Source organism: Mesorhizobium sp. M0166, assembly GCF_040322255.1.
In the GTDB taxonomy this organism is placed as follows: Bacteria; Pseudomonadota; Alphaproteobacteria; order Rhizobiales; family Rhizobiaceae; genus Mesorhizobium.
In genome coordinates this window covers 35241-61548 of sequence record NZ_JAMYTD010000016.1, presented here as the reverse complement: position 1 = coordinate 61548, position 26308 = coordinate 35241, and the positions used below count along the sequence as shown (strand labels likewise).

The window sequence follows — 26308 nt, the reverse complement described above, 5'->3', positions numbered from 1 at the left end:
GATGAATTCACAAATGGAAACGGCCAGCCTGGCAGGGCTGACCGGTTCGGTAGTCTCGAAAGGTGTCGCGCCTCAGGATTACCAAAACCGCACCGACATCGCAACAAGCTTCGATTATGCCGCCGCGAAACTCACGTCACGTTTCCGTCTGCGGATCGAGACAGCCCGTGTTGTCTGCTCCCTCTCCGGTTTGGGAGGCACATCATGAGCCGCGCAAAGGACAAGATCTGGGTTCGCGCCAAGGTGCTGCCCGATGGCGAGCCGATGACCATCTATGGCCGTGAGGCCTGGTGCCTTCGGCGCCTGATCGAGGCCGACGAAAGGGGCTGTACACCTATAGACCAGCCGGCGCCGCGCTGGTCGGCGTACGTACACGACTTGAAACATAAGTTCGGGTTGGTGATCGACACCGTTCATGAGGCCCACACAGGGCCATATGCAGGCTCGCACGCCCGCTATGTGCTCCGCTCGACGGTTCTCATTCTCGAAGACAGCGATGGGGCGAGGGCAGCGGCATGATGACCCCCGGCGACCCTTTCATCAAAGATGCAGCCCGCGCATTCGCCAAGCTTGTAGCCGATTCCGATATCCACGCCGGTTTCACCCAGACCCCGGAAGGTATCGAGGAAGTAGCTGCAACCGTCGTCTCCATTATGGGCGGTGGTGCGGTTTTCTCCCCCGAAACCGCTGCGGATCTGCGGCAGGCTGCCCGTGAGGGCTATCAGGAGCGGCTGCAATTCCTCAAGTCCATATCTGAACGGATTGGAGGAGGCTAAGGTGCGCGATTATTCCAAAATCAGCCCCAAGGTGTGGCGTTCTCCAAGGTTTCGGAGCCAGACAGACGATTCCAGGCTGCTCTACATATATCTGCTCACATGCGAGCATCAATCCAGCGCGGGGTGCTTCAGGCTCCCCGACGCCTACGCCGCAGAGAACCTTAATTGGCCCATCGAACGAGTGCAGGCGGCCCGCACGCCGCTAGTGGTTTGCGAGTTGGTGGCACACGACCCCGAAACATTCGAGTACTTCATTCCACGGTGGTTTCGCCATAACCAGACGACCAATCCCAAGCATCTGCAAGGCGTGATGCGGCTCATCTCCGAGTTGGACAGCGACCCCATCAGGGAGGCGGCAGAGGCCGAACTTGAAGAAAGTTTGGAGAGTAAGGCGCAGACCTCGCCCAATGTAGTTTCCGTAAGGGAGAAGCTCCCAGGGAATGACCGTTTAACCGGGTCAAACTACCTCTCTGGCAACGGGAGGGGATAGCCCTATGAAAGCCCTTTCCAAGCACTCCGATATACAGAGACAGAGACTGAAACTAGACAGAGACCGAGACGGAGACAAAAACCGAGACCGAAACAAGACTGAAACACACACCGTCATTTTCTCGAACGATGGCGTACCCTCACCGGCAGCAAGAGGCTTTGGAGGGAAGAAAGGGGCTAGAGCGCCCAAGGCAGCGCCCTACGGCCTCAAGGCCTCCAAGGGCGATTCCAGATGCTACGAATGGCCCGAGGCTCTACACGGGCTCCGTAGCTGGCTGCAAAGGCACGGGGTTGATGTTGGCGCCCTCAAGAGCGAACGGCAAGCGCTCTGGCTGGCTAGGAGGCTCGGCCGGCAGGGTAAGCAGATGCCCCATAGGCTGGCTCCCCTGTTCCCTGCCCTGCTGAAGGTGCAGCGCACGCTCTGCCCCCCGCCGGCAAACCCGATATTGCCCGTTAAGAAACGACCGGAATCGAACGCTTTGGGGACATTTGGCCCTGCCTCGCCGGTTCGGTCGATCAGCATCGCGGCCTATCTGGCGGAAAAGGCCTCTGCGCAGGAAGGAGGCCGCCTTGGATAGGCCAAAGACGCTCACACTCCAGCAGGCAGCCGGCATCGCAGGGGTTTCACCGGACACGATTGCCAGATGGTGCAAGCGATACGGGATTGGGAAGCAGCTTCACAGCAAAGCGCCGTGGCGTGTCGATCCGGTGGGGCTGGCCATTGTGGTGGCGGGAGACGCTGGCGCACTGGCGCAATATGACCGGGCGTTTGCCGGCAGATGACGGCAAGCTGCTGGTACTGCCCCAACGGCCGGTATCACGGTGACGTGGCGACCCCTCTTGCATCTTTTGGCGGCAAATCCCATTTAAACTCAGTGTTGGGGTCGGATCAGCGTTAACGATTTTTCAGCCAGAAGGTGCGACAAAGCGTTGTCCCACCAGGAAATCTCTTGCGGAGAGGAGCCTTTTGGTCGCATATGCATTCTTAGTAGGACACACACGAGCGGACTGGAACCCCGAAAGGGTTTCTGGAAAGCCATCCGAAGCCAAGGTTAGCTGCTTGCGGCTCAACTGAGGCGTGTTCTTATCGGTTAGATCGTGAACATCGTCCTGCAGGACGCCTTCACGGTGGTCGTTAAGATCCGTAGGTGTGAGGGATGAAGCACCGAGAACAGATTGTTCTAGACTGCGATCCCGTTGTTCAAAAGCAAGCGACAATTCGAGCCGGCAGTCCTTAGAGGGCTGCCGGCTTTATAATTACACCATGTAGTCGTTTGGTGCGATGTTGACGTGTGTTGGCTTCGGCTTGCATGGCGCGCCGTGGCAGTTGTCATATTCGGCCCTCAGCCCGCCCTTTGTCGGAACGCAGTCGTAGTGAAACGTATAATGGTATGCCCCCCCGAGCCGACTCCTCGCATTCAGAAGGCATGTTATATCGTGGCGCTCAGAATTCGTGTTGCGGAAAAACCCGTGTCTCGCCTTCCCAGGGCTCTGAAAATAAAGATGCCCATCTGAAAAGCAGTGCCGTTCCTGACCGGGTGCGCGTGTTCTCGGACATTCTGCGAAGAACGTTTGTAGGGCGCCTTTAATCAGTTCAGTCGGCTCGTCGGCAATAGCCAAATTCCGATACAAATCCCGAAGAAGGCGATGCAACGCGTCCGACCGGAAGTTCCGCGGTGGAAGAAGGAGCGGTGTCAGATTTGCTAGCTGTGTAAATTCGGATATTATTTTTGATCGGTCGCGAAGCTGCTTTGCCGACGTTATCACCCTCGCGGCAACCTCATTCAGGCTCTCATTCAAGACTCGTTTACTGGCGTCAGGCGGAGGTGAAAAAGGTTGAATTGCGATCGGCAAACAAAAGGGGAAAAAACTCTCCCATAGCTGTTCGGTCGTCTTGTCGCCAAAATCTGAATAGACAAGCAACGTGCTAAACTTATCAGCCTCGTTCGATTTAACTGCGACTTGATGCGCCTGTGCAATAAGATCCTTCGCGTGTCTTGACGAGTAGGAGTGGTTGCTGTGATTTGGCGTCATCACAACTCGGCCGCCTGGCGCGATTCGGCTGTCAGACTCTTTTCGTACGCGATCAAAAGCCAACGGACCAAGGCCCGCGATAACTATCGTGTACGTCACTTTTAGAGCCGCCTGCGCAAGAGGTCCGCAACCACGTCAAGACTTAAAGTTGTCGCGGAGAGCTGCTTCCGGTCTAGCGCCTGAATAACCGCTTCCAACAGTGTTCGGCCGATAGGTATCGCCGACTCCTTGCCGTCGCCCACCTGAGGTTTGGCTATAAACCTTTCCTGAGATAGTCCTTCTGAATCGAGCCATTTCGAGATATTAGATTTGATTAGAGCGTCGCGATCTTCAGCGTCCTCGTGCGCCACGAGGTCGGACTTAATCTCAATATAGTTGCCGTCAGGCTTTTCGCGGACATCTTTGAAGGTGAAATCATCGAGGTTCAACCAACGACTACCCTCTATCAGAGGGACGGAGAATGCCGCCCAGAACCGGTAGTTGTATCGAGGACCTCGCATTCCCTCTGGGGTCACTGATTGTCCAATTCCGAGGGCGCTTCCATTATTAGGCACAATGGCTTGAACGTTTTTGTGCTGCCCCATGAGAATGACGGAATATTCCGCGGCCAGACGTTCGGCTACGTAATCGCCCAGCGTTCGTCCGTATCCGAATTTTACTAGCTTCAGATCATCGCCAAGGTCTTTCCCGAGGCGGCTCAGCAAGTATGGTCGGCCCGCGGCTAGAAATGCTTGGGCCAGCGATCGAATTTTGGTGTCGAGCCGCTCTAGCTCTTCATCACTGGTCGTCATATCCATCTCCCCCTTTTGCTTCGTTGGCCGCACGCCCAGCCTCCGCCGTTCTCGTCTACGAATGTCATTAGGCCAGCAGATCCGAAGGCTGTGCAAATACCGCGAGCATGGCCTTACGGCTTATCTGAGCAAGCCGGAACAACGGCTGCCTTGCATCTCACATTTCTGGAATCGTCAGGCCTGCCCATCTCGATGCGGAATATGTCGCACATTGCCGGTAATGCGGAACGCCAGCAATAGCCCAGGCTGATACATTTCCTGTGTTCGTCACAGGAGATTTCCCATGCGCCTCAGCGCAGCGATGATCGAAAACATCCGGCTCCGGATTTCTCCAGAGGAGAAGCAGGCACTTCGCCTTGCTGCCAAGCGACGTGGGCTAACTCTATCCGAATACGTGCGCGCCGCCGTTACCCGGCCGGCAGGTGAACGCTAGTGTCGTCGATCTGGGACTGGAGCAAGGTTGCCGCCAGCAACGCGACGGCTGATAGCGCCGTCAACTGGCAAGAAGGCCAGTTGCCGAGCACCGTGAACGGCAGTGCCCGGCAAATGATGGCACGGCAAGCCGAGTTCCTCGGCGACATCGGCGGGGCTCTGACGGCGGGCGGCAGTGCGAATGTTTTGACCGTGTCTGCAAATTCGGCGTTCACTGCCTATGCAGACGGCTTGATCCTAGCCCTTCGAGGCGCCACGGACAACACCTCAGCCGCGTCGATCAATGTGAACGGCATCGGAGCAAAGTCGATCCGCAAAGTGACGGTGAGCGGTGACTCTGCTCTTTCAGGCGCAGAGATCCAAGCGGACGGCATTTATCTGCTGATGTATTCGAGCGCGCTCAACGCCTCCGCTGGCGGGTGGCAATTGCTTAATCCGACAATGGATTTCAGCAGCTTTGTCACCAGGACCGGGGCCGAGACACTTACTAACAAGACGCTGACCAGCCCGGCAATCAGTACGCCGACCATCACAGGGGGCTCCGGCAGCGGCATGACGCTGACCACGGCCACCCTCACAACGCCGACACTGACCCTGAAGCAGAGCGCAACGCCAACTCCTACGGCTGAAGGCGATATCCAGTGGGACACCGACGACAACGTTCTGACGATCGGCGACGGCGCGGCGCCGAAACTGTTCCTGCCGATCCCGGCAAGCACGGCGGCCGGCGATATCGAGTATTTCACAGGCGCAAAGGTCAAGGCCCGTCTTGCTAGGGGAACTGCGAGCCAGGCTCTTCTGATGAATGCGGGCGCGACGGCCCCGGCTTGGACGACGTTGCCCTTTACAGCGTCCTTCGAAAGCGCACAGCAGACCATCACGAATGCTGGGGCATTGACCCTTGCTCATGGCCTTGGTGTGCAGCCAAAGCTGTATATAGCGCTCCTGCAATGCGCTACAGCTGAACTTGGATACAGTATCGGTGATGAAATTCCGCTCAGTAGCGAGAACTCATCTAACAAGGGTGTTTCTATGGTAGCTGATGCGACAAGTATAAACGTTCGCTTCGGCAGCACCACCATGTCAATCCTGAACAAGACAACCGGCGGTGGCAACGGCGCCTTTACGAATGCCAACTGGAGACTTGTCGTGAGGGCATGGGCATGACCACCGCGACTCTGCCAACCCTCATGCAATTCTGGCGGCTCCACCGCGACGAATGCCGCCCGATCGGCTCCATAGTCGCTGACGCTCGCGCCGGGAAACTTGCCGGGGTGGAACCGCTCGAAAGCGGCTTCGGATTTGCCGTGCTCAATCCATCGGCAGCGCTTGCGGCCATGCAGTCTGCGAAAGGACGCTGAAATGGACCTCCAAGGGCTGCTTGCTAACCTGTTCGGTGGACAGGGCGGTGCATCTGTCGGCTTCCCGTCGCGAGTCGGGGACCACGCCGATCCCGCCGCCCTGATGCAGGCACAGCAGAGTTTTGCCCCTCAGATGCCACAGCAAGCGCCTCAGCAGCAGGCGATGCCTCCGCAGGGCCAGAGGCGGCCAGCAACGCCTCCGCAGCTGAGGCAGGGCGCGCCGGCCGCGGAAAGCTCTCCACAGGCCGCCACCTCGCCCGCACCTGGCGGTTTTGGTGGCCTTGGTGATTTCCTGCAGAACATCATCGCGCCCAATCGGGCCGCCCAGAATGTCACGGCAAAGTGGCTGCGAAGCCAGGGCCTCGATCCTGGCACGGCCACAGTTCTTGCGTCGGACAAGAGCGCATTGCGCTCCTACATCGTTCAGAGGTCGAAAAGCCAGGAGCCGAATGAATACGACCAGCGGGCTGCGGTGGCCGCGCAATACAATCTCGACCCCACCACGCCAGAGGGCCGGAATTACATCCTGACTGGGAAGCTCGGCGGCGACGAAAACACACCGACCAGCGACATCCAGAATTTCCAGTTCGCAAAACAGAACGGGTATAGGGGCTCATTCGAGCAATGGACGAAAGACAACAAAGGCGGCGTTAACGTTAATCTGCCGGGCGCCCCGAACATCGGCCCCATTCCCTCCGGTTATGCGGCAAAACAAGACCAGGCAACCGGCGCTTGGACCATGCAGCCTATTCCGGGTGGTCCTGCTGATGAATCATTGGCCAATGCGACCAAAGGTGAAAACGCTGCCACGGCAACCGATGTCATCACGGGCGCCGCCGGCAAGATCAGGACGCTTTCAAAGGAGCCGGGCGCAACCGGCTTGGTTGGGGCTGGCGCCTCCTATATCCCGAATACCCCGGCGGCGGAGGTCTATCGCCAAGTTGATGTTCTGAAATCGAACGCGACAATCGAGAATCTCCAAGCCATGCGCGCGCAATCGAAAACCGGCGGTGCACTCGGCAATGTCACCGAGGGCGAAGGCAAGATGCTCGCCGCTAAGTCGGGGGCGCTCGATCCGAAGTCGCCTTATTTCCAAAACCAGTTAGACGATTACGAGCGCACCTTGCTTCGTGTCGTTCATGGCAAGGATGCGGGCGATCAAATCTTTCAGGCTACGCGAACGACCGATCCCGGCGCTGGCCCCTCGCGGGTCAACAATCCGAACCCGTCAGCGGGTAACAACCCAGACCGAACCCAAGCCAGGCCGCGCGCAGTGAACCGTCAGACCGGCCAATCAGTCGAATGGGATGGAACGCACTGGGTGCCAGTTCAATGAATAATCAGCTGCCGCCCCCGCCCCCTGGCTTCGAAATCCTGCCGTCACAATCAGCTGGCAGTGGCAGCGCATTTCCGCCGCCCCCGCCCGGCTTTGAGATGGCCCCGGCTACGGCGGTCGACCCGACGACAAATCAGCCACCCGGTGTGCCGGCCTTTGACCCGGGCGTGACGGGCTATGACCCGCAGTCTGGCGAGATCAACCGCCCCGGCGATAAGCTCGGCGCTTTCGCGGGGGGCGCAATCAACGGGATGCCTATTCTAGGACCGGGAATGACAAACCTCGCGGCAGCTATTGCCGCTGGGCTGGCGCGGCCTTTTGCCGATCAATCCTACAATGACATTCGCAACGGTATGCTTAGCGCGGATGAACATGTGCGGGCGAAAAACCCGCGTACAGCTCAGGCTGGCGGTATTGCCGGCGGCGTACTCGGGACTGTGCCGGCCGTTCTCGCCGCTCCGGAGGCTTTTGGTGCGGGGACTGCCTCCCTGCTGGCCAGGATGCTTGCTGGAGGCGCGACTGGCGCTGCAATCGGCGGAGCAGATGCCGGGGTCCGAAACGGGCTGGCGGCTGTTCCTGAGGGTCTGGCGTGGGGCGGTGGCTTAGGGGCTGTAATGCCTGGCATCGGCCAACTTGTCGGGAAAGGCGTTGGTGCGCTTGCGCAGCGCTATGGCGGGCCAGCCATATCTGCTGCGGAGCGCATGTTCGGCCGGGCGGCTACGGCAGATTCCGCTCTCGACATGTCTCCGCGCCTTCAGGCCCTTGGCGATAGGGCCATGCCGATGGATCTTGGCCCGAACCTCCAGCGCCAGGCTGGAGCATTGGCCGCGACTCCAGGTGAGGGACAGAGCATCATTCGATCTGCCATCGCAGCGCGCGACGCCGCTGCAAACTCGCGCATCATTCAAGGGTTGGATCGTGAGCTAGGACCGGCTCGGATACCTTCGCAGATCGCAGGAGAGATAAAGACCAATCAGCAAGCTCTCGGACCGGCCTATGACCAAGCATTCCAAAACGCACGAGCGGTAAACGTTGGGCCAATCGCGGACAATCTCGACACTATGGCAACCGGATTGCGCGGCGACGCACAACGAGTGGTGCAACGTGTGCGCGGCATGCTCAACACGACGGGAACAAATACCCTCGATCCTAACCCTCGCACCTTGTTCGAGGTTAGGCGAGCCATTGATGGCCTGATGGAGAGCACGACTGACGGCAATGCGATTCGCGCTCTGACCGTCACGCGACAGCAGATAAATAAAGAACTCGAAAGAGCGGTTCCCGGTATTCGCCAAGTGGATGCGCGTTTCGCGGAACTCGCCCGGCAGAACGACGCCCTTTTGCGTGGCCAGCAGGCACTTGATAGCGGTCGCACTGCGCCAAGGCCGGCAGAGCTGCAGGCAGAGATTAACAACGGCGCATTGCCACAAGGCGATACGCTCGGGCCGTCAGCCGTCCCGCTTCGCCTTCGCCAAGGCGCGCGGGCGGAAATCGATCGCATCGTGGGGACCAACGCTAACGACCGGGTTGCGCTTCAGCGGCTTGTGAAGGGTGAGGGTGATTGGAACCGCGACCGCTTGGCATCGCTGTTCGGCCAGGGACGAGCCGCCCGCATCCTTGCCATTCTCGATAGCGAGCGACAGTTCGCAGATACGAGCGGCATCGTTACGCGCAATTCGGAAACCGCAGCTCGGGCAGCCGCCATGCAAGACATCGCTCCGCAGAAAGGTGGCCCCGGCATTGTGCGTTCGGCGCTAAACCTGAGGTTCGGTGATACTGCTGCTGATACAGTGGACAAAATCATCGGTGGTTCCCGGTCGGCCTCCCAACGCGCATCAAACACAGAGCTTGCGAAAATCCTGACCTCGAACGATCCGGCGTCGGTAACTCGCAGGGTCTGGATCGTGCAGGCTGCGCAACGACGTGGCGATATCTCGGCACAAAGAGCGCGAGAACTCATACAAGCAATGTCAGTGGAAGCTGCGATGCAGCGGCAAGCCCTACCGGTGCGTTAATCGGATTCTCTGACCTGCTTGGAGGCCAAGGCAACAATGCCGATACCGAGAAAGAGACCGACAGTGATGCCCATGCCGAAATCCTTGCTGATGCCGGTCATCAGCCAATGAACGCCGAACATCGCAACAGCCGCGACTATGAAAGCGGCGGCGTAGAGGAAGCCGCGGATGTTTCTATCCATTCGCAAAACATAAGCGTGCCTAGCCAGACTGTCCAGAGAGCCGGGTCGAGGAAGGCTGTAGCGAGATGACCATTCCAACCCTTTCTGACTACATGGTCTATGTCGAGAAGCGCATGGAGGCCGCCTCTGTTGATATGGATCCTGAGCTTGCGCAGAGCCTTTCCGATGTCTTCACGTGCACCGCAGCAACCGAAACCGACCTGTTCAATTTCATCGCCTACGGCCAAGGCTGTCACGCTTTGGCGGAAGCATATCGAGAACGGGGCGACATCAGCAACGCGGGCTTCTTTCACGCCATGGGCCAGGACTTGCTCAGCAAGGCTGCGGATGCGCTTGGGGATCTGATGGCGATCGGCATTCAGCAGGCAGGTATGGTGAGGCACTGATGACCGTTGTCCCAATGCCCAAGAGGGCCAAGGCGGAAACCGCTGTAGTGAAGTCATACGAGCCGACAGCTCGGGAACTTGCATCAAAGGCTGCCTACAACAGGCGCCGTGAGAGCAAGCGTCCGGTCCCGCAAATAAAAATCTCGATGAGCGAAGATGGCGGTAAGCGCATCGCATCGCTCGCGGTGGACCACCCTGACCCGGCACTAGGCTATGAGCTATTGGCCGAAGCCGTAGGGGCCGATAACGGCACTTTCCTTGCCGGCACTCTCGATTCATTGGCCAAGGTTGCTCAGGTCGGCAACGTGGTACGTGAGGGCGACATGAACTATGCCCTGTCCATGGTGTGCGGGCTCCGGCCGAAGGACCAGATCGAAGCGACTCTCGGTGTCCAGATGGCCGCCATCCACATTGCCACGATGAATAGTGCTATGTGCATGGGAGAAGCCAAGACGTGGGAGTTGAGGGAAGCGCACGAGCGAGCATTGAACCGCCTCTCCCGTACCTATGTGGCCCAGGTTGAGGCTTTGAAGCGCTACCGCAGCAAGGGAGAGCAGCGCGTGATTGTCGAGCGTGTGAACGTAGAAAAAGGCGGCCAGGCTATCGTCGGCAACGTCGCTCACGGGGGCGGGGTAGCTGAAGGAAAATGATCGATAACCCCATGAACCGCGCACCGCGTTGTCAGGCTCGCAGCAAGCGCAGCGGGGTTGGCTGCAAAGCTCCGGCTGTACGTGGCCATCGCGTATGTCGCTTTCATGGCGCTGGCGGTGGAGCACCCAGAGGTGCCGCTCATGGCCTTTACCGTCACGGGCGATTCACTTGTGAGGCGATTGAGCAGCGCAAAGAGATTGCCGCGTTGGTAGCCGAGGCGCGGCGAACAGCGGCCGCTGTGGTATGAATGGACCTAGTTCGCCAATCACACAGCGATGCCCGTGCCCCTAACCTTCAAGTCGCACGACCCAGAGCGGATGAAACTACAGCCGCTTCCGTTCCCGGCAGTTCGAACAGCATGGGCAGATGGCGACACTCGGCTTCGCCCACGATCAGCTCCTCGATAGTCGCGATGGAAAGATGGCTTTTGAGGCGCAGCCGGACAACCGCCGCGAGTTTGTGAACGGGGACCGGTACCGCCCCGGCGTGCTGGGCTAGCAGAGTATTGATCTCAGCAACTACCTTTGGATCGACGGCGTGGGGCAATGGCAGCATGAGAGCACTCCTTTCGGAAGTAACTCTAAGCCCGATCAGGGCGATGTGTCTGGCCGCGTACGTTTTTAACCAAATGTCGCGGACATCATTGGAGGTCAGTCCACGGTCGTTATCGGTCGGCGTGATTTAGAGCGACAACGGCCGCCTGACCAACCAATTGCGAGGCAAGCTTGAACCATTCCCGCCATGGTGTGTTTGTAGGAATGCCTCGCTTTTTCTTCGATTTCACCGACACCGGCCAAGTCTTCCCAGACCTGGAAGGCACCGATCTGCCCGACCTCGAAGCTGCAAAACAAGAGGCGGTAAGAGCCTTGGTCGAAATCACCAAAGATAAGCTGCCGGATGGTCTCTATCGAGAGTTTGTGATGAAGGTACGCGACGAAAGCGGCCAGAGGTTCGCAGAGGCAATGCTCAAGTTTGAGCTGCGGGAGCGCTAAGGTCTTCAAAATGGTTTCCGCCTGGGACAAGTTTGAAATAGTAACTGCTCGATTGAATGAGCGCCGCGCGCGCGCAGACATCGAAGACCTTCGGCAGACCATCGACGAAACCCGCCGTGTAATCGCAGCTTCGCGTAAGCTGTTGGACCGGATAGCCGAAGACCACGGGGCCATCTCGTCAGAAAGCAGCTCCTCCCGCCCTACCTAGGCGCTGCTGATGCCCACTTTGCGGCTCAGTTCGAATTTGACCACGATCTGCACTAGCTGGTTGCCTGCTTCATCGCGGACTTGAATGCTAGCCTCGCGGTAGGTGCCATCGGGCAGCTTTTCTCTTGCGATTTCAAGCAGCGTTTTTGCTGCCTCGTCCTCCGCAGATTCCAGGTTCGGAAGCTCTGAACCTTCAGGGTCTGGGAAGGTCTCTCCATTGCTGGACAAGTCGAAGAAATAGCGCGGCATCTGTCCTAACTAGGATTGCCGGAAAATGTTCACTGTCTGTTTTTTACATACAAAGAACCGCCCGCCGCTGATGATACAGCGAGGAAACAGCGGCGCAGCCGGGTCTTAGCGGGCAAACCAGTGCGCGTGTGCGAGCGGTTTGGGCAGTTTCTATTTCCAGCCGCCAAGAACTGCCAGGGCGTCAATACGTGGTGCAGTTCACGGTGTTGCCGAAGCGGTTGCAAGTCGTTGTTTTTGGCTGACTGTTTTGCATGTTGGTAAAAGCCGCATTCGCTCTGGCAGATGCCCTACCGCGCGACGAGATGGACTCGTTTTGGATGCATTGGGCCATGGCTGGCGTTCCTGGCTCGAAGCCGTAGGAGACGCATCGGTTCCGGAAATAGGTGGCCTGTTCCGCCTGCGGTGTGGTGGCAAACCAAGCCGGCGAGCCGGGCATCCCAAGCCCTGAACCGGAGCAGCCGCTCAAAAGGATAATCGCGGCCCCCACCGCCGCGAAGGTGTAATGTTTGCGCAATGTGATTTCCCCCTGCCACACTGAACTTCAAAAGCTTCGCCCTCGCAAGGGCGCAATTGACGATAGCAGGAGGAAATGCCTAGGACTGACCGGACTCCGCTAACCGCGCGGTTTGGTCTTCGGTTGAGGAGAGCTTTCCGACGGGTTTGCTGCCAATTTTGCAGATCGCCGATCTCTGAGCCATAGGGACTTTCTTCTTGCCACTAGCTCGTCAGGATCGTCTCCAGCGGTCGCTCGGCTATGCGTAGCAGCAATGGCAAAGTCGGCTCTGTTCGTTCGATAGTCTTCCTTTTGCACAGTCATCGTTTGCTCCCAGTTCGTGGCCCCTCTTTGCCCTGACGGGAGATTAACTGCCGGTGCATTGCGCGAGTCAAATCAAACTAAACACTCCGCCAAGACGCTCCATGGCTGCACCATCGCTGTGAGATTGTTGACAACCGGGACCGATCGCGCGGCTTCATTTCCTCTAACACGTGCTCTAACGTTTCGATGAGACGCTTCGAATGGAGAGCCGTTGATGTCCCGACACTACCTTTTTCCCAATGAAGGGGAGCCTCTGCGCATGTCGCTCCGGCTAGTCCAAGGTCTGATATTCGGCAAGGACTCTCTGCCTCAATTTGCTGGCACCAAGCAGCGGGTTCTTTCCGCAACTCTGGAACTGAACGAGGCTAAAAAGCCAGTTCGCATTCTGAGAACCGAAGCTTCAGTTTGGGTGTTTGATCAAGATGGTGGCATCCGGCAGGGTTTGCATGAAGCGTTAGCTCTCGCGATGGATCTGTTGCCGACTCCCCCGCACGACGGTACGGTTGTTGAACTGCGGCCCCGCACAAAAAAGCAGAAGTTGGAGAAGGAATTTCGCTGGGAGCCGGGAAAGGCTGAAATCGATCGCGTAATTTCCGACATCTGGCCAAAACGCAAGGCGGATCGTTTGAAAGCCGCAGAAGGTGTCGCGAAACGAAAGGCGCCACTGACCTACGATGCGAGCCGAGCGCTAGATGAAGCCTCGGAAGGCTTCTGGAAAATCGGACACGCCATTGAGCGCCTGAAGGAACCGAGCTTAAAGGGATTCGCAGTCGAGGCCAGGCAACGCTCGGAAGCGGATCCTGAGGAAGGGTCCCTGTTCCGCGCCATCGCAGAAATGGCCGAACGCCGCTTGGAAATCCTGCGGCGCCGACGTGTCGGAAAGGGCGTCTGGTACGCCTTAGTGGACGTGACCAGATGGGATGATGGCGTCGGCACAAGCATCTCCAATTATCATGAGCGGTGCGAAGGAAAGGCTGCTGCGGTGGCTGCTGCGCGACGACTTCTAGCTGCGCACGCGGACAAGTTCGCCGAAGACATCACGGTCGAAGCGGAGCTGCTGACCGATTTGGAGTGGCAGGACCGTCGCCGTGATTTTGAGTAGCGTGTGATGCCAACCCTCGTTAGGCGCGCGCCCCGTCCAGCCCCATTGCATGCCCAAAGAGCATTGGCAAACCGGCATCGTGAATTGCAACCTGGGCTTGACAGCACGATCTGCTTATATGTGGCGCCTAGGTCTTTCTGACATTTTTGTACGGCAAGGCCAAGGACGGGCGGTGACTGAGGGAGGCTATTGGAGTTCTTCGACGGTGCTGCAGTTCCGCCTCAGTTCTTGCCACACTTTTCCGGAAGCCTTTTCCGTGCGCCAGTTCGAAAGGGTTCGGTACCCGCTACTCTCGAAATACTCGTAGCGGTAAAGGTACGCGCCCCCGTCCTCGATGAAGCTCAGAGTCCCCTCCGACTCGACGACAGGGAGGGTTTTCACGTTGTGATAATGGCTATGGCGAATGGTCACAGCCGACCTGTCAACGGAGAACACAAGCGCGATCAACCCATCTGACCACGGACAGATAATTGTTGATGACATGGCGGGTGTCGTCAGGCCGGTAGCGCAAAGCACAGCTCCGATCATTTTCAGCGCGTCGATCATTTCTTAAGCCTCACCCCAGCGCCGCCACCATTCTCGGGGATGAACTCGACGCCCGCTGCCTCCAGTGCGGCCCGCATCTTGTCGACGCTGCTGACGCGGGCGTCCTGTCCAGCTTCAAAGCGGTTGACAGTATTCCCTCCGACCCCTGCCGCTCTGGCAAGATCGAGAGTACTCCAATTGAGGGCTGCACGCCCCATGCGACATTGAACTGGCTTCATATGGTGTTTTTATCACCAAAATGTGTTGACAGCAAATAGGTTATGGCATTACCGTAAATGGTGTAAATATCACCATTAGGAGAAAATGCCATGCCGAACATCACTGTTGGGGCAGCCGCCGAAGGCATGCCCGCTGCCATCAACCGCCGCCGCATGCTGCTCGGGCTAGCGGCTGCCTCAACCGCTGCCGCCGCTGTCACAGTGGCGTCGGCCGCCGGCTGCGCACCTGTCGAAAACCCGGAACTGGTCCGCCTCGGCAACCAACTGCCGGACGCCTCCGCCGAATACCTTGCCGCGCTCGAAGAAATCGAGTGGATCGCTGCGGAATCGAAACACCGCTGGCCGCTTGCGCCCGACGAAATCACCTGGCCGCGAGGGAACTACACAGACGGCGAGCGCGATATCGCCGGGCGGCTCCTTAAACGTCCAGGAGAAGAGCGCGTCCGTTGTGTCCGTGATGTCAGAAACCTCGCGGCCATAGTGGCCACCGACCGCCCGCTGCGACACAACGCGAGTGAGGCCATGCGAGCTAGGCGTGTGCACTGGCTCGCTAGAGCCAAGAGAGAGCTCAAGATTGGCAAGGCCTATCAGGCTCAAACCGCCCGCCTTCGGGACATTTCAGGCATGGACCTGGCGAAGGCGAGGGCGGCTGCTGCGAAGAAGTCACTTTCAGATCTGGTGACCGCTATCATGGAGCAGCCGGGAACGACTATGGAGGGGATGCTGATCAAGGCGCAGGCGGTCACCACCTTCAACAAGGCGATTGCGCGCAAATACCCCTTGGATGGCGAGATTTGGGCTGCACAGTTGGCGGCATCGGTTCTCCAGTTGGCTTCGGGAGCATCATCATGAGCGACGGCAAGGAAAAGATGACCTTCCGCGAGTTGGAGCCGCTGATCTGCGACGCCGACAATATGTTGGACGTTCTCGTGAACATGTTGAATCAAACCGGCCTCACCTCCACCGATCAGGTGCTCACTGAACGGGACCGGGAGTTGATTTCCTTCGCTGTTAACGTCGCAGGAGATATGACGCAGAAGGTGAGGAAGGCCTATTACGAGGCGATTGCACCTGATCGCTGATCAACGGAAAACTCTGCCACATGAAAGCCCGCTGCCTCACGGTAGCGGGCTATTTACCTTGCAGGTCGCTAGTCAGAACTCTGACGCGGCCGGCTTCGTCCAACTGCCCTGCATCGTACTTCTCAGATGCCATTTCACGCACGGCATCCAAGCCGAAGTCTTCGATCGCTTCGGTCGATGTCACGACGAGGACGCGCTCTGTTCCGTCAAAGGCTTCAAGCACCAACTCGAACCGCTCAGTGGTTCCCTCTTCGCCAGTAAAAACCAGACCCATAGGCCTTTCTCCCTTCCGATTAAGGTCTCGCCACTGAAAACAGCGGGAGAACAGCGACGGCTGCCGACCCTTTTGAACCTTTTGAGTGTTCGCTGTGGGGGCTTATATGAAAAAATCTCGCTTCCGGAATTTCGCGAGGAACGGCCAGAATTATCGAGACAGCCGTTCGACAGTTTCAATGATGGCCTTGGCAAGGGCTTCTGCTTCATGGATCGGCTCGGGACCGTAGAGCATCAACACCGCTTCCTCGCTGGGCAATACGCCGGCCGGGCATGTCTGTTCGATAGCCATGCGGATCAGATTGAGGCCTGTTCGATCGAAATTTTCCTTGATGAGATCTGGCGACACCGCAAAGGCCTCCTGCATTAGTTGAACCTAATGTAACTCAGCGGATTGAATCGCGTTCCGCGAGTGCCGTTCATGCGTTTGAAGTTCATCCCGCCGCTGATGCCGACGTTGGTAGAGAAGCCTCCCGAGGGCGACGACTGGATTCACGAGGTCAAGTTCGACGGCTACAGATCGCAGATCGTCATAGACGAAGCCGGCACGCGCATCTTCACGCGCAATGGGATGGACTGGACGGCGAAATATCCCGATTTGGTCGAAACGGCCAAAGTGCTCAACGTCGACAGCGCCATCGTCGACGGGGAAATCATTGTCCCGAATGAAGCTGGCCTTGCCGACTTCGCGGCTTTGCGGAAGGCGATTACCCGGCGCCAGCATGACCTCTATTTCGTCGCCTTCGATCTCCTGCATCTCAATAGCCATGACCTTTGCGACCTGCCTCTGGAACATCGGCGCGAACTACTTGTCGGCTTGATCCCCGCGGGAAGTCGCATCCAGTTCAGCGAGTCTCTTCCGGGCGAAACCAAAGCAATCTTTCACCTGCTCGATCAGGCCGGGATGGAGGGGATGGTTTCGAAGCGCCGCAAGAGCAAGTATCGCAGTGGGCGGTCGATCAACTGGGTGAAGGCGAAGTGCTACGCCGTTGACGAATTCGAGCTGCTCGGCGTCGAGCGCGAGGCCGGAAAGCCGGCGTTCGCCCTCATGGGGGAGATCGGCACGCGAAGATATGTCGGGTCTGCCTTTATCAATTCAAGCCGGGAGATCCGCGAGCGGCTATGGAAGCGCGTCCAGGAGCATGCCGGACCGGCGCCGAAGGGTATGAAGCGGCCGGCCACGCAATGGGTCAAGCCTGGGCTGATTGGCCGCGTGAAGCACTTGCGTGGCGAGGAGGATCTGCGGCATGCCTCTTTGCAGGATTTTCGGGAGGAAGACGGATTTCGCAAATAATTCCGTAATTGAGTGGCTAAAGACCGCACAAAAGCGTATGGATGTGGGGTCGTCAGCTTACAACTCGGGGCCCTGACGCTTGTGAGTGACCATCGGACTCTTGCCCCAACCTGAGGCACTAGGACGATGAACGAAGACCAGAGACGGCCCGGTCTTCCGGCGGAAACTATTCGAGCGCTCGCACAGGAAACCGGGGCTTCCGACGAGCAAATACGCGAGATCGTGTCGCTGGTCGGGTTTGATCGAGCTTCGATCCTGAGGGAAGCGCACTACCTCAAAAAACCAAAATGACTCGCCTCAGCCTCAATCCTGAATCACCTTTAGCCGGCGGTACGATATGAACGAAAAATATTCCAATGCGCGAGGACATTTCTTCGCAGCAATAAGGGCGCTGGCGGCTTCACCAGAAAGCATTCAAACGCGATTGATCGAAGCGAATGAAAGCATTCTACACGTTACCATCGATGAGTTTGATGGCGACCGTGAGCTGAAGTTCAAGTTTGCAAAAATCCTTGACCTCTTGGCCGTTGACCAGGACGACATGGAAATTGTCGCTGTCGAGACAGCCGCGCACATGACCGATTTTGAAGCCGTCAAGGTTGCGGACTTGATTTGCGAATTTTGCTACGAGCTCGCTTAACCCGACGCGCTTTGTGCGACGACCTCGGCCGCGCGGGCGCTACTTCCTGGTGATGTTGCCGTTGTTCAGATCGAAGGCTTGAGTGCCGCGCGCTTGGGCGTAGAAATCGTCCTGCAGATCGCCCCATTTCCCAAGGTAAGCGCCGCAACTACTGCAATGGACCGGCGTAGCTTCAGTTGCGTTTTCGGGGATGTCCATACGAACCGTCCCGCACGCCTTGCAATCCAGTTTGTGATCCAATCGCTTGTCGTCCATCTGGACCTCAACTTCCGTGGGAACCAATGGCATTTAGCCGATCGCTGAGCCAACTGTCGAGACGCACATCTCGATATGCTTTTCGCGCGTCGACCGGAACGAAATCGGTGCTCTCCCGTTCGGTCCTGGCATTGCGCGGGGACAACCATGCACGATCCTTTTTTTGCAGTTCCAATTACCGTTGAGACGGAAACAGTCGGCGAATTTCGCACTTTGAGCAGCGTGTCTGAGGCCGCTACCTTCATGATGGAACGCTGGCCGGAACCGCACGGGCCAAGGTACATCGCTGCACTCCAGGCTTGCACGGGTCCCCTGACTACAGCCTAGGACGTCGAGACTGCCCGGCGTGCCTTTCTGACGGCTGCCAAGGATGCTGGCCTGAACACGAAAGCTGGTTCCGTGCAGGAGGACGCTCCATCGCCTCGCTCGATCGAGCAGCCCAAATCATCCTACATTGTCGATGAGAAACGACGCGACCGTGGGGATAGGGAGGAGCAAGAGGACTTCCTCGTCCGTTTCCTCGCGCGAGAGACCGATATTACCGAAGTGCAGGCTCGTGAACTGATCAATATTTTTGGCACCGATCGCGCATCATTGCTGCGAGAGGCCAGACAATTGAAGAGGGGAGATCGATGAGCACACGCGGGATAAACTTCCTCGACAAATGGATGGCAGAGCACCTGCCGGATACGTCGGCACAGACGTCATCTCGGTGAGCGAACTGACCCAGAAACTGTTTGCCGACGCAATAAGAGAGCTGAAAAGTGGATGCCCTCAAGCGAACATATCGTCTGCAGTTCATGCTCAATTCGGAGGAACTCGCTGTCCTCGATGCTTGGCGGTTTGAGAACAGACTGGCGAACCGTGCTGAGGCAGTACGGGCGTTGCTTCAACGCGGGCTCATGGCAAAGGATTATGATGCAGAGCCAAGCGCACGTTCGGGCGATTTCAGAGTTCTCAAGCGCCCCGACGACTAGAGCGTGCATAACGCGAGGGTGGCATAGCAGAAGCGAGTTGGCCTAGTCCACGCGCCCTCCCAAATCGTCTGCCGCCGAGGCTTTAGGCTCGACAAAATGGCGTCGCAGTGACGCTGCGACGCTACTTGTAAACCATGTTGCTTCACGGAGGATATGGCTATGAGAAGCTTTGACTATGCTCGTGGGCCTCCGACGCGTCTGCCATCCCGGCGTGCCGATGCTCCGCCACTTGGAGGACGGGTCGATCGCGATAATCGACAACATCATGCGGGCTTTGATGGCTCTGGACGACACGCAGCAAGATAGGTCGTGCAGAGGGCTTATTTGACCGTTATTTGATGGTTTTCCGGGGACAGCAGCTAAGCTGTTGATTTTATTGGTACGCCCAAGGGGAATCGAACCCCTGTTCCCGCCGTGAGAGGGCGGTGTCCTGACCGCTAGACGATGGGCGCGTTCAAGAACCGGCGATATAGGCTGACGGCCGGCAAAAAGCAACTAGGCTTAGGTCTGCCTGTCGCACCGGTGGAATATCCGCTGCAAGCCTAGCGTTTTGGCTCGATCAGGTCCCAGAGATTGCCATAGAGATCGGCGAAAACCGCCACAGTGCCATAGACCTCGTGGCGGGGCGCCTCACGGAATTCGACGCCCTTTTCGAGCATCAGCGCATGGTCACGGGCAAAATCGTCGGTTTCGAGGAACAAAAAGACGCGTCCGCCGGTCTGGTTGCCGATCGCCTCCCTTTGCGCATCGCCGGATGCCTCGGCGAGAAGCAGCCGCGCGCCCTGCCCTTTGCCCGGCATGATGGTGACCCAGCGTTTGCCGCCGCCGAGATCTACATCTTCGGTGAGGACAAAACCCAGCCGGTCGACATACCACGAGATCGCTTCGTCATAGTTTGCGACGAGAAGCGCGACCGTGGCAATGCTGCGGCGTTCGGCAAAACCGGTCATTTGTTCCTGATCGAAAAACGGCCGACGATGCGGCGCTCAGTGATGTCATACAAGAAAATAGCGCGGCTGCCGTCGGGCAGCTCGGCGTCGATCGACAGGTGATTGCCGGAGAGCGATTGGCTGATCACCCTGGCGCCGACCGGCAGCACGATGTCGCCGTTGACCGTCTCGCCAATCGGCACCTGGATGTCGCTGGTCAACGGCGGGGCGGCAGGCGGCGCGTTGCGCGCTTTGTAGACAAGCGCCGCGATCACCACCATAAGGGCGAGGAACAGCAGGCCGAGATTGATGGCGACGAAGCGCACGAGCTTCCTCCGCACCTTTTCGACCTCGGGGTCGAGCGGCTTTTCCTCGTCTTCGTCGGCAAGCGGCCGGGCCATGGCAGCAGATTCCGGAACTGTTCTCGATGAGCGCTCATAACGAAGAGGCCAGACAATTAATAGGGGCCGGACAGATCGTGCTGGAGGCGGGCGCCGATGCGGCCGGCCAGCGGCTCGACCAATGGCTGGCGGCCAGGCTCGGTCCCGACATGTCGCGCAGCCGCGTACAGATGCTGATAAAGCAGGGCGCGGTCAGGATCGGCGGCAGGCAGGTCGACGAGACGAAGCGCAAGATGGCACAAGGTGACAGCGTGTCGGTTGATATGCCGGAGCCGGAACCAGCGGAGCCGCAAGGCGAAGATATTGCGCTGGACGTCCTCTACGAGGACAGCGAGCTGATCGTCATCAACAAGCCGGCCGGGCTGGTCGTGCATCCCGGCGCCGGCAACTGGACCGGCACGCTGGTCAACGCGCTGATCCATCATTGCGGCGACAGCCTGTCGGGCATCGGCGGGGTGAGGCGGCCGGGCATCGTCCATCGCCTCGATAAGGAGACCAGCGGCGTCATGGTCGTCGCCAAGACCGATCGCGCCCACAAGGCGTTGTCGGAGGCCTTTGCCGACCACGGCCTGACCGGCGATCTTGAGCGGGCGTATCTGGCGTTGGTCTGGGGCATACCGGCAAGGCCGACCGGGACGGTCGACGCGCCGCTCGGCCGCGCCGCCGACCGGGTACGCCGCGCCGTAGTACCGCAAGGCCGCGACGATGCCCGCCATGCCATAACGCATTTCACCGTCGTCGAGCGCTTTGGCGAGCAGCAGCAGGAATTCGCCACGGCGAGCCTGGTCGAATGCCGGCTGGAAACCGGTCGCACCCACCAGATACGCGTCCACATGGCCCATATCGGCCATCCGGTGATTGGCGACCCCGAATACGGCCAGGCTTTCCGCACCAAGGCCAATCGGTTGCCCGAGCCGCTAAGAAGCAAGGTAAAGGCGTTTCCGCGACAAGCTTTGCACGCCCGCCTCCTTGCATTTCGGCATCCGGATACCCATTTAACGATGAGGTTCGAAGCACCGATACCGTGGGACATGGAGGAACTCGTCGACGGCTTCCGCAAGCTCTGAACCAACCACCTGAAAACCTGACCGGCGTTGTTCACTTCAACGTGACACACTGTTTCGTGTTGAACAAATGCCTGTCTTTCTGGTTTTGTTCCTATATATGTCGGTTGGCGCGAATGTGCCTTTGGCATTCGCGCCACATGCCCGCCGCGTTTCGGGGGCATCACTCCAATAGAGAGGGGGCGCTATCATGGCCCAGTCATTACCCAGTATCGTTTCCGGCGAAGGCGGTCTCAGCCGCTACCTGGAAGAAATCCGCCGCTTTCCGATGCTTCAGCCGCAGGAAGAGTACATGCTCGCCAAGCGCTACGCCGAGCATGAGGACACCACGGCTGCGCATAAGCTCGTCACCAGCCACCTTCGGCTCGTCGCCAAGATCGCCATGGGCTATCGCGGCTATGGCCTGCCGATCGGCGAGGTGATCTCGGAAGGCAATGTCGGCCTGATGCAGGCCGTCAAGAAATTCGAACCGGAGCGCGGCTTCCGTCTTGCCACCTATGCGATGTGGTGGATCAAGGCCTCGATCCAGGAGTACATCCTGCGCTCGTGGAGCCTGGTCAAGATGGGCACCACCGCCAACCAGAAGCGCCTGTTCTTCAACCTGCGCAAGGTGAAGGGCAAGATCCAGGCGCTCGACGAAGGCGATTTGAAGCCCGATCAGATCACCGAGATCGCCACCCGGCTGAACGTCTCGGAAGCGGAAGTTGTGTCGATGAACCGCCGTCTGTCGGGCGACGCCTCGCTCAATGCGCCCATCCGGGCCAGCGAAGGCGAATCCGGCGAATGGCAGGACTGGCTGGTCGACGACCACGAAAGCCAGGAAGAGATGCTGATCGAGCAGGACGAGCTGGAAAACCGGCGCGGCATGCTGTCGGGCGCTCTTGCCGTGCTCAACGACCGCGAACGCCGCATCTTCGAGGCGCGCCGCCTCGCCGATGAGCCGTTGACGCTTGAAGAGCTGTCGGCCGAGTTCGATATCAGCCGCGAGCGCGTGCGCCAGATCGAGGTGCGCGCCTTCGAGAAGGTGCAGGACGCGGTCAAGGCCGCAGCCAAGCGCCAGATGCAGGCGCTGCGCACCATCGAGGCGCAGCCGGCAGCGTAAAGCCTTCAGATAGAAACGAATAACGGCGGCGCCACATACCTGGCGCCGCCGTTTTTTTAGAGGGTTGCCAGTTCCGCGGCGCCTTCGCGGATGTCCGATCCGCTGCCATAAACTGCTCAGTAGCCTCGCCATCGTGTCTGCAGGCGATCTCATTGATAGCGGCATTATCGCAATTTTCCCCAAGCCCTGGAAACCGCAACGCTGCAAGCTGTGGCGACAATGTTCCGGCGCCGACACGGGCTTCCGTCGCAAAATTTCACGGCGGCGCTTGCTCAGACGGTCGACAACGGGCCCGCCGGGCCGCGCCGGGCAGTTGAACTCATCTGTTCGGAAACAAAGGCAGTGTGACGATGACCATTTCTCCGTTTCTGGCCGCTCTCGTATCCGAAGGTCCGCCAGCCGACCGAGCAAAAGACATGGCCCTGTATGGATGGCTAATTGGAAGCTGGGACATGGACACGGTCCACTATCTCGACGACGGCACAATCCAGAAATGGGATGGCGAATGCCATTTTGGCTGGGTGCTCGAAGGCCGCGCGATTCAGGACGTTTGGATCAGGCCCAAGCGCCCTGCACAGTCGACGATGTATGGCACGACCTTGCGCATCTTCGATCCTGGGATCGATGGCTGGCATATCATATGGAGCGACCCGCTCAACCGGGATCACTCGCGCCAGATCGGCCGGGCCGAGGGTAAGGACATTGTCCAGCTCGGCAATGACTCGCGCGGTCTGCAAACTCGATGGCGTTTCACTGAGATCACTGCCAACAGCTTCCATTGGATCGGCGAGGAAAGGTCTTCCGAGAGCGACCCTTGGCAAATCACGTATGAACATTTAGCCCGCCGAACAAAACCCTGACGCTGGACTAAACACTTAGCCGGCGTCTGCGCCGCTCCTCACCCGGCTGCCCCCACCTTCTCCCCTATGGTGACCGACCGGATTCACACATCGCAAAAATCGAATCAGGATCAATAACTTGGATGACCTTGAACGATGAGCGGGCGCCGAGTTTGAATAGCACTGTAGTGCCAGCGACCCATCCCCTCACAGGCAATCGAGCGGAAACTTCAGGTAGCGCCGCCCGTTGGGTTCCGGTTCCGGCAGGCGTCCGCCATTCATATTGACCTGCAGCGCGTGCAGGATCAGCCGCGGCATCGGCAACGTCCTGTCGCGGGCTTGGCGGAGCGCGACGAAGTCGGCTTCCGTCTTGCAGCTGGCAACATGGGTGTTGCCGGCTTTCTGCTCCGCGACCGTGCTTTCCCAGCGCGCTTCGCGGTCACCCGGCTGGTAGTCGTGACCGACGAACAGACGTGTCTCGTCCGGCAGTGCCAGGATGTCCTGGATCGAGTGCCAGAGCCGCTCGGCGCTGCCGCCGGGAAAGTCTGCCCTTGCGGTGCCGCTGTCCGGCATGAACAGCGTGTCGTGGATGAAGGCGGCGTCGCCGATGACGTAAGTGATCGAGGCCAGTGTGTGGCCCGGCGAAAACAGCACTCTTGCCGGAAGGCCGCCGACCGGAAAAGTCGCGCCGTCGGCGAACAGCCTGTCCCACTGCGAACCGTCGGCGGGGAATTCCGGCCAGTTGTAGATCACCTTCCACAATTTCTGGACGTCGACGATCCTCTCGCCGATTGCCGTCGGCGCTCCGGTTCTCCCCCTCAGATAATGGGCGGCGGAGAAATGATCGGCATGCGGATGCGTGTCGAGGATCCACTCGACCTCCAGCCCGCTTTCCCTGACGAAATCGAGCAGGGCGTCGGCGTTTTTCGTCGCCGTTGCACCGGACCTTTCGTCGAAGTCGAGCACCGGATCGATGATGGCGCATTTGCGGGTCGCCATGTCGGCGACCACATACTGGACGGACCCGCTCGGCTTGTCATAGAAGCCGGTGACCTGCGACCTGGCCGATAATGCGTCCAATCCAGCCTCCTTCGCCCCCCACCACGGCAGGAAGGATTTTCTCTGCCACGGCAAATTAAAGGCATGGTTGTCCGTCAACCAGGCATCGTCAAGCACCTCATGCTCACACGGCCAGGAAAACCAAAAATTCTCTGTGCCGCCTCTGCCGGCTTAGGCAGAAGGCTGCTTGGTTTTCCTGAGATATGGCAGGATTGTCTCATAGGCACCGAAGCGCTTGATGGCATCCTCATTCGAGACGGCAGCGGTGATGATGACGTCCTCGCCCTGCTTCCAGTTCGCCGGTGTCGCCACCTGGTGCTTGGCTGTCAGCTGCATGGAATCGATGGCGCGCAGGATTTCGTCGAAGTTGCGGCCCGTCGTCATCGGGTAGGTGAGAACCAGCTTGATCTTCTTGTCGGGCCCGATGACGTAGACCGAACGCACCGTGGCATTGTCGGCGGGCGTGCGGCCTTCCGAGCTGTCGCCGGCACCCGCCGGCAGCATCTCGTAAAGCTTGGCGACCTTGAGATCCTTGTCGCCGATCAGCGGATAGTTCACCGAATGGCCGGTCGCGGTCTTGATGTCGTTCTGCCACTTCTCATGGCTTTCGACGGGATCGACCGAGATGCCGATGATCTTGACGTTGCGCTTCCTGAACTCGCCTTCGAGCCCGGCCATCGTGCCGAGTTCGGTCGTGCAAACCGGCGTAAAGTTCTTCGGATGGCTGAACAATACCGCCCAGCCGTCGCCGATCCATTCATGGAAGCTGATCGGCCCTTGCGTGGTCTCGGCGGTGAAGTCCGGTGCGATGTCGTTGATACGAAGGCTCATGGCGTGTCCCTACCTTGTGAGTGCAGATCGCAGCCGGCGTTGACCGGCGCTGCTTTTGCCTTTCTACCACTCCGGCGTCATCCTTCAAACGGCTGTTGCGCCGGCATCAAGGCCGGCGGCGAAATATTTTCATTGCTTCTCGGCAAATGCAGCAGGAATCTTCGCTGCGCTGGCTCAGGCCTTGCTCACTGCCAGCGTCGTCGCCAGGTCTTCCATGCGCTGGGCCAACGCGCCAAGCGCCCCGGTCAGCACGGAATCGTTCTTGTCGGCCTTGGTCAGTGCGTCGTCGCGCGTCTTGCGCAGCGTCAGCACTTCGCTTTCCATGCCCTTGACCCGCTTTTGCAGTTCTGAAAGCTCATCCATGACCATGATGCCGGCCATCACGGTCAGCCGCTGGTCGCCGATCTCGCCAAAAGAATCCTTCAGATGCGAGACATAGCGGTCGAAGCGCTCGGCAAGATCGATCAGATGCTCTTCCTGGCCCTCGTCGCAGGCCATACGATACTGCTTGCCGTCGATGGAAACCGTGACTTGTGCCATTGGCCTACCTGTCCAGTACCGCGCGGATGGTTTCCATGGCTGTCACCAGCCTTCGCGATACTTCCTTGTTGGCATCTTCCAGCCGTTCGGCGCGGGCCTCGGAGTTGTCGAGTTCCTGCGCCAGCCGCGAACGGTCGGCGTTCATCCGCTGCACTTCGGCCTCGGCTTCCGAATAGTCCCGCTCGTGCTCGAGCTTGGCCGCGACGGCGTTTTCCAGCCCTTCGATGGCCTTACCCAGCCTGGCAATGACTTCCTTGAGGGTCGTTTCCCCGGTCATGGCTTTCGTCCTGCGCCCTGCCCATCACCGAATCATCCACGTTCAGAACGCGTTATCCCTGAAACATTACGCGCCGTGTGAACCGCCCGTCAATAAAGCTGTCGCGACTGTCCCCTGCTAACGCTAATGTAAGTCGCGCATGGCCATCACAAGACCGGCAA

At 58.8% G+C, this 26308-nt stretch carries 38 protein-coding genes and 1 tRNA gene; 23 read left to right on the top strand and 16 right to left on the bottom strand.

All coding sequences use genetic code 11. The features are described 5' to 3' along the window. Position 1: 1 nt before the first annotated feature. From NKJ46_RS18555 to NKJ46_RS18535, 5 genes are all read left to right on the top strand, one after another. Positions 2 to 208, top strand: a complete 207-nt coding sequence (locus NKJ46_RS18555) for a hypothetical protein (protein ID WP_352666333.1) — start codon at positions 2 to 4, stop codon at positions 206 to 208. Then, positions 205 to 519, top strand: coding sequence for a winged helix domain-containing protein (locus tag NKJ46_RS18550; RefSeq protein WP_352666332.1), 315 nt, complete (start codon positions 205 to 207; stop codon positions 517 to 519). Before NKJ46_RS18555 ends, NKJ46_RS18550 begins: the two co-directional genes overlap by 4 nt. Then, positions 516 to 776 carry a hypothetical protein gene (locus tag NKJ46_RS18545; protein ID WP_352666331.1) on the top strand — a complete coding sequence of 87 codons (261 nt, stop codon included), beginning with the start codon at positions 516 to 518 and terminating at the stop codon, positions 774 to 776. The genes NKJ46_RS18550 and NKJ46_RS18545 overlap by 4 nt, the downstream gene beginning before the upstream one ends. Position 777: 1 nt before the next feature. After that, positions 778 to 1266, top strand: a complete 489-nt coding sequence (locus NKJ46_RS18540) for a hypothetical protein (RefSeq protein ID WP_352666329.1) — start codon at positions 778 to 780, stop codon at positions 1264 to 1266. Between the two features lie 569 nt (positions 1267 to 1835). Continuing rightward, positions 1836 to 2048, top strand: coding sequence for a DUF7317 family protein (locus NKJ46_RS18535; RefSeq protein WP_352666328.1), 213 nt, complete (start codon positions 1836 to 1838; stop codon positions 2046 to 2048). A 1352-nt stretch (positions 2049 to 3400) separates the two neighbouring features. Here NKJ46_RS18535 and NKJ46_RS18530 read toward each other — a convergent pair. After that, positions 3401 to 4090: a hypothetical protein gene (locus NKJ46_RS18530; protein WP_352666327.1), complete on the bottom strand. Its 690-nt coding sequence runs from the start codon at positions 4088 to 4090 to the stop codon at positions 3401 to 3403. 283 nt (positions 4091 to 4373) lie between these two features. On the opposite strand from NKJ46_RS18530, the gene NKJ46_RS18525 reads away from it, so the two are divergent. Genes NKJ46_RS18525 through NKJ46_RS18505 form a run of 5 tightly spaced genes read left to right on the top strand, consistent with a single transcriptional unit; the run spans position 4374 to position 9234 of the window. Next, entirely contained in the window at positions 4374 to 4523 is a 150-nt protein-coding gene (locus NKJ46_RS18525) for a plasmid mobilization protein (RefSeq protein ID WP_352666325.1), read from the top strand. Further along, positions 4523 to 5689, top strand: a complete 1167-nt coding sequence (locus NKJ46_RS18520) for a hypothetical protein (protein ID WP_352666324.1) — start codon at positions 4523 to 4525, stop codon at positions 5687 to 5689. The genes NKJ46_RS18525 and NKJ46_RS18520 overlap by 1 nt, the downstream gene beginning before the upstream one ends. Next, positions 5686 to 5883: a hypothetical protein gene (locus NKJ46_RS18515; RefSeq protein ID WP_352666323.1), complete on the top strand. Its 198-nt coding sequence runs from the start codon at positions 5686 to 5688 to the stop codon at positions 5881 to 5883. Before NKJ46_RS18520 ends, NKJ46_RS18515 begins: the two co-directional genes overlap by 4 nt. 1 nt (position 5884) lies before the next feature. Beyond that, positions 5885 to 7219, top strand: a complete 1335-nt coding sequence (locus tag NKJ46_RS18510; protein WP_352666321.1) for a hypothetical protein — start codon at positions 5885 to 5887, stop codon at positions 7217 to 7219. Continuing rightward, on the top strand, positions 7216 to 9234 hold the full coding sequence (locus NKJ46_RS18505) for a hypothetical protein (protein WP_352666319.1): 2019 nt from the start codon (positions 7216 to 7218) through the stop codon (positions 9232 to 9234). The genes NKJ46_RS18510 and NKJ46_RS18505 overlap by 4 nt, the downstream gene beginning before the upstream one ends. Here the strand turns inward: NKJ46_RS18505 and NKJ46_RS18500 are convergent. Next, positions 9231 to 9416, bottom strand: coding sequence for a hypothetical protein (locus NKJ46_RS18500; RefSeq protein WP_352666318.1), 186 nt, complete (start codon positions 9414 to 9416; stop codon positions 9231 to 9233). The genes NKJ46_RS18505 and NKJ46_RS18500 overlap by 4 nt on opposite strands. Before the next feature lie 65 nt (positions 9417 to 9481). Between NKJ46_RS18500 and NKJ46_RS18495 the strand changes: the two genes are divergently transcribed. Then, entirely contained in the window at positions 9482 to 9802 is a 321-nt protein-coding gene (locus tag NKJ46_RS18495) for a hypothetical protein (protein ID WP_352666317.1), read from the top strand. After that, a complete protein-coding gene (locus NKJ46_RS18490) occupies positions 9802 to 10452 on the top strand; it encodes a hypothetical protein (protein ID WP_352666315.1) in 651 nt (216 codons plus the stop codon). The genes NKJ46_RS18495 and NKJ46_RS18490 overlap by 1 nt, the downstream gene beginning before the upstream one ends. A 295-nt stretch (positions 10453 to 10747) precedes the next feature. On the opposite strand, the gene NKJ46_RS18485 is transcribed toward NKJ46_RS18490, so the two are convergent. Next, the gene (locus NKJ46_RS18485) at positions 10748 to 11008 is read right to left on the bottom strand and encodes a hypothetical protein (RefSeq protein WP_352666313.1); all 261 of its coding nucleotides are present in this window, start codon (positions 11006 to 11008) and stop codon (positions 10748 to 10750) included. A 170-nt stretch (positions 11009 to 11178) separates the two neighbouring features. On the opposite strand from NKJ46_RS18485, the gene NKJ46_RS18480 reads away from it, so the two are divergent. Next, on the top strand, positions 11179 to 11445 hold the full coding sequence (locus NKJ46_RS18480; RefSeq protein WP_352666311.1) for a DUF6894 family protein: 267 nt from the start codon (positions 11179 to 11181) through the stop codon (positions 11443 to 11445). 204 nt (positions 11446 to 11649) lie between these two features. Here NKJ46_RS18480 and NKJ46_RS18475 read toward each other — a convergent pair whose 3' ends face one another. Together NKJ46_RS18475 and NKJ46_RS18470 are read right to left on the bottom strand one after the other, a co-directional pair. Beyond that, positions 11650 to 11901 (bottom strand): DUF6894 family protein, encoded by a 252-nt coding sequence (locus tag NKJ46_RS18475; RefSeq protein WP_352666309.1) that lies wholly within the window; start codon positions 11899 to 11901, stop codon positions 11650 to 11652. A 181-nt stretch (positions 11902 to 12082) separates the two neighbouring features. Next, positions 12083 to 12415 carry a hypothetical protein gene (locus tag NKJ46_RS18470; protein ID WP_352666307.1) on the bottom strand — a complete coding sequence of 111 codons (333 nt, stop codon included), beginning with the start codon at positions 12413 to 12415 and terminating at the stop codon, positions 12083 to 12085. Between the two features lie 517 nt (positions 12416 to 12932). On the opposite strand from NKJ46_RS18470, the gene NKJ46_RS18465 reads away from it, so the two are divergent. Continuing rightward, a complete protein-coding gene (locus NKJ46_RS18465; protein WP_352666306.1) occupies positions 12933 to 13820 on the top strand; it encodes a hypothetical protein in 888 nt (295 codons plus the stop codon). Positions 13821 to 14006: 186 nt separating this feature from the next. Here the strand turns inward: NKJ46_RS18465 and NKJ46_RS18460 are convergent, their stop codons facing one another. Further along, entirely contained in the window at positions 14007 to 14366 is a 360-nt protein-coding gene (locus tag NKJ46_RS18460; protein WP_352666305.1) for a hypothetical protein, read from the bottom strand. 308 nt (positions 14367 to 14674) lie between these two features. Here NKJ46_RS18460 and NKJ46_RS18455 point away from each other — a divergent pair, with 308 nt between their 5' ends. After that, on the top strand, positions 14675 to 15436 hold the full coding sequence (locus NKJ46_RS18455; RefSeq protein WP_352666304.1) for a hypothetical protein: 762 nt from the start codon (positions 14675 to 14677) through the stop codon (positions 15434 to 15436). Further along, positions 15433 to 15666, top strand: coding sequence for a hypothetical protein (locus NKJ46_RS18450; protein WP_352666302.1), 234 nt, complete (start codon positions 15433 to 15435; stop codon positions 15664 to 15666). Before NKJ46_RS18455 ends, NKJ46_RS18450 begins: the two co-directional genes overlap by 4 nt. A 49-nt stretch (positions 15667 to 15715) precedes the next feature. Here the strand turns inward: NKJ46_RS18450 and NKJ46_RS18445 are convergent, their stop codons facing one another. Further along, positions 15716 to 15940, bottom strand: a complete 225-nt coding sequence (locus NKJ46_RS18445; protein WP_352549684.1) for a hypothetical protein — start codon at positions 15938 to 15940, stop codon at positions 15716 to 15718. Between the two features lie 150 nt (positions 15941 to 16090). Next, the gene (locus NKJ46_RS18440) at positions 16091 to 16288 is read right to left on the bottom strand and encodes a hypothetical protein (RefSeq protein ID WP_352666300.1); all 198 of its coding nucleotides are present in this window, start codon (positions 16286 to 16288) and stop codon (positions 16091 to 16093) included. Between the two features lie 72 nt (positions 16289 to 16360). On the opposite strand from NKJ46_RS18440, the gene NKJ46_RS18435 reads away from it, so the two are divergent. The 3 genes from NKJ46_RS18435 to NKJ46_RS18425 all read left to right on the top strand — a co-directional run bounded on the left by NKJ46_RS18435 (position 16361) and on the right by NKJ46_RS18425 (position 17873). Next, on the top strand, positions 16361 to 17233 hold the full coding sequence (locus tag NKJ46_RS18435; RefSeq protein WP_352666298.1) for an ATP-dependent DNA ligase: 873 nt from the start codon (positions 16361 to 16363) through the stop codon (positions 17231 to 17233). A 126-nt stretch (positions 17234 to 17359) separates the two neighbouring features. Then, positions 17360 to 17524: a hypothetical protein gene (locus NKJ46_RS18430; RefSeq protein ID WP_352666296.1), complete on the top strand. Its 165-nt coding sequence runs from the start codon at positions 17360 to 17362 to the stop codon at positions 17522 to 17524. A gap of 46 nt (positions 17525 to 17570) precedes the next feature. Further along, the gene (locus tag NKJ46_RS18425) at positions 17571 to 17873 is read left to right on the top strand and encodes a hypothetical protein (protein WP_352666295.1); all 303 of its coding nucleotides are present in this window, start codon (positions 17571 to 17573) and stop codon (positions 17871 to 17873) included. A gap of 39 nt (positions 17874 to 17912) precedes the next feature. Here NKJ46_RS18425 and NKJ46_RS18420 read toward each other — a convergent pair whose 3' ends face one another. Next, complete coding sequence (locus tag NKJ46_RS18420; protein WP_352666293.1) at positions 17913 to 18128, bottom strand: hypothetical protein; 216 nt, start codon at positions 18126 to 18128, stop codon at positions 17913 to 17915. A gap of 75 nt (positions 18129 to 18203) precedes the next feature. On the opposite strand from NKJ46_RS18420, the gene NKJ46_RS18415 reads away from it, so the two are divergent. Further along, positions 18204 to 18455, top strand: a complete 252-nt coding sequence (locus NKJ46_RS18415; RefSeq protein WP_352666291.1) for a DUF982 domain-containing protein — start codon at positions 18204 to 18206, stop codon at positions 18453 to 18455. A 1027-nt stretch (positions 18456 to 19482) separates the two neighbouring features. On the opposite strand, the gene NKJ46_RS18410 is transcribed toward NKJ46_RS18415, so the two are convergent. The 3 genes from NKJ46_RS18410 to NKJ46_RS18400 form a co-directional block, all read right to left on the bottom strand. Beyond that, positions 19483 to 19557, bottom strand: a tRNA-Glu gene (locus tag NKJ46_RS18410). A 90-nt stretch (positions 19558 to 19647) separates the two neighbouring features. Further along, positions 19648 to 20055: a VOC family protein gene (locus NKJ46_RS18405; protein WP_352666290.1), complete on the bottom strand. Its 408-nt coding sequence runs from the start codon at positions 20053 to 20055 to the stop codon at positions 19648 to 19650. After that, positions 20052 to 20435 carry a fimbrial protein gene (locus NKJ46_RS18400; protein WP_352666288.1) on the bottom strand — a complete coding sequence of 128 codons (384 nt, stop codon included), beginning with the start codon at positions 20433 to 20435 and terminating at the stop codon, positions 20052 to 20054. The genes NKJ46_RS18405 and NKJ46_RS18400 overlap by 4 nt, the downstream gene beginning before the upstream one ends. Before the next feature lie 26 nt (positions 20436 to 20461). Here NKJ46_RS18400 and NKJ46_RS18395 point away from each other — a divergent pair, with 26 nt between their 5' ends. The 3 genes from NKJ46_RS18395 to NKJ46_RS18385 all read left to right on the top strand — a co-directional run bounded on the left by NKJ46_RS18395 (position 20462) and on the right by NKJ46_RS18385 (position 23461). Beyond that, the gene (locus tag NKJ46_RS18395; protein ID WP_352666286.1) at positions 20462 to 21502 is read left to right on the top strand and encodes an RluA family pseudouridine synthase; all 1041 of its coding nucleotides are present in this window, start codon (positions 20462 to 20464) and stop codon (positions 21500 to 21502) included. 187 nt (positions 21503 to 21689) lie between these two features. Continuing rightward, complete coding sequence (gene rpoH / locus NKJ46_RS18390; RefSeq protein ID WP_023720954.1) at positions 21690 to 22601, top strand: RNA polymerase sigma factor RpoH; 912 nt, start codon at positions 21690 to 21692, stop codon at positions 22599 to 22601. Between the two features lie 452 nt (positions 22602 to 23053). Further along, positions 23054 to 23461 carry a hypothetical protein gene (locus NKJ46_RS18385; RefSeq protein ID WP_352666285.1) on the top strand — a complete coding sequence of 136 codons (408 nt, stop codon included), beginning with the start codon at positions 23054 to 23056 and terminating at the stop codon, positions 23459 to 23461. A 186-nt stretch (positions 23462 to 23647) separates the two neighbouring features. Here NKJ46_RS18385 and NKJ46_RS18380 read toward each other — a convergent pair whose 3' ends face one another. The 4 genes from NKJ46_RS18380 to NKJ46_RS18365 all read right to left on the bottom strand — a co-directional run bounded on the left by NKJ46_RS18380 (position 23648) and on the right by NKJ46_RS18365 (position 26147). Beyond that, positions 23648 to 24520 (bottom strand): MBL fold metallo-hydrolase, encoded by an 873-nt coding sequence (locus tag NKJ46_RS18380; RefSeq protein WP_352666283.1) that lies wholly within the window; start codon positions 24518 to 24520, stop codon positions 23648 to 23650. Positions 24521 to 24670: 150 nt separating this feature from the next. After that, positions 24671 to 25330 (bottom strand): peroxiredoxin, encoded by a 660-nt coding sequence (locus NKJ46_RS18375; protein ID WP_352666282.1) that lies wholly within the window; start codon positions 25328 to 25330, stop codon positions 24671 to 24673. Between the two features lie 174 nt (positions 25331 to 25504). Further along, positions 25505 to 25870, bottom strand: a complete 366-nt coding sequence (locus NKJ46_RS18370) for a cell division protein ZapA (RefSeq protein WP_292655609.1) — start codon at positions 25868 to 25870, stop codon at positions 25505 to 25507. 4 nt (positions 25871 to 25874) lie between these two features. After that, the gene (locus NKJ46_RS18365) at positions 25875 to 26147 is read right to left on the bottom strand and encodes a DUF4164 domain-containing protein (RefSeq protein WP_006200774.1); all 273 of its coding nucleotides are present in this window, start codon (positions 26145 to 26147) and stop codon (positions 25875 to 25877) included. Between the last annotated feature and the right edge of the window lie 161 nt (positions 26148 to 26308).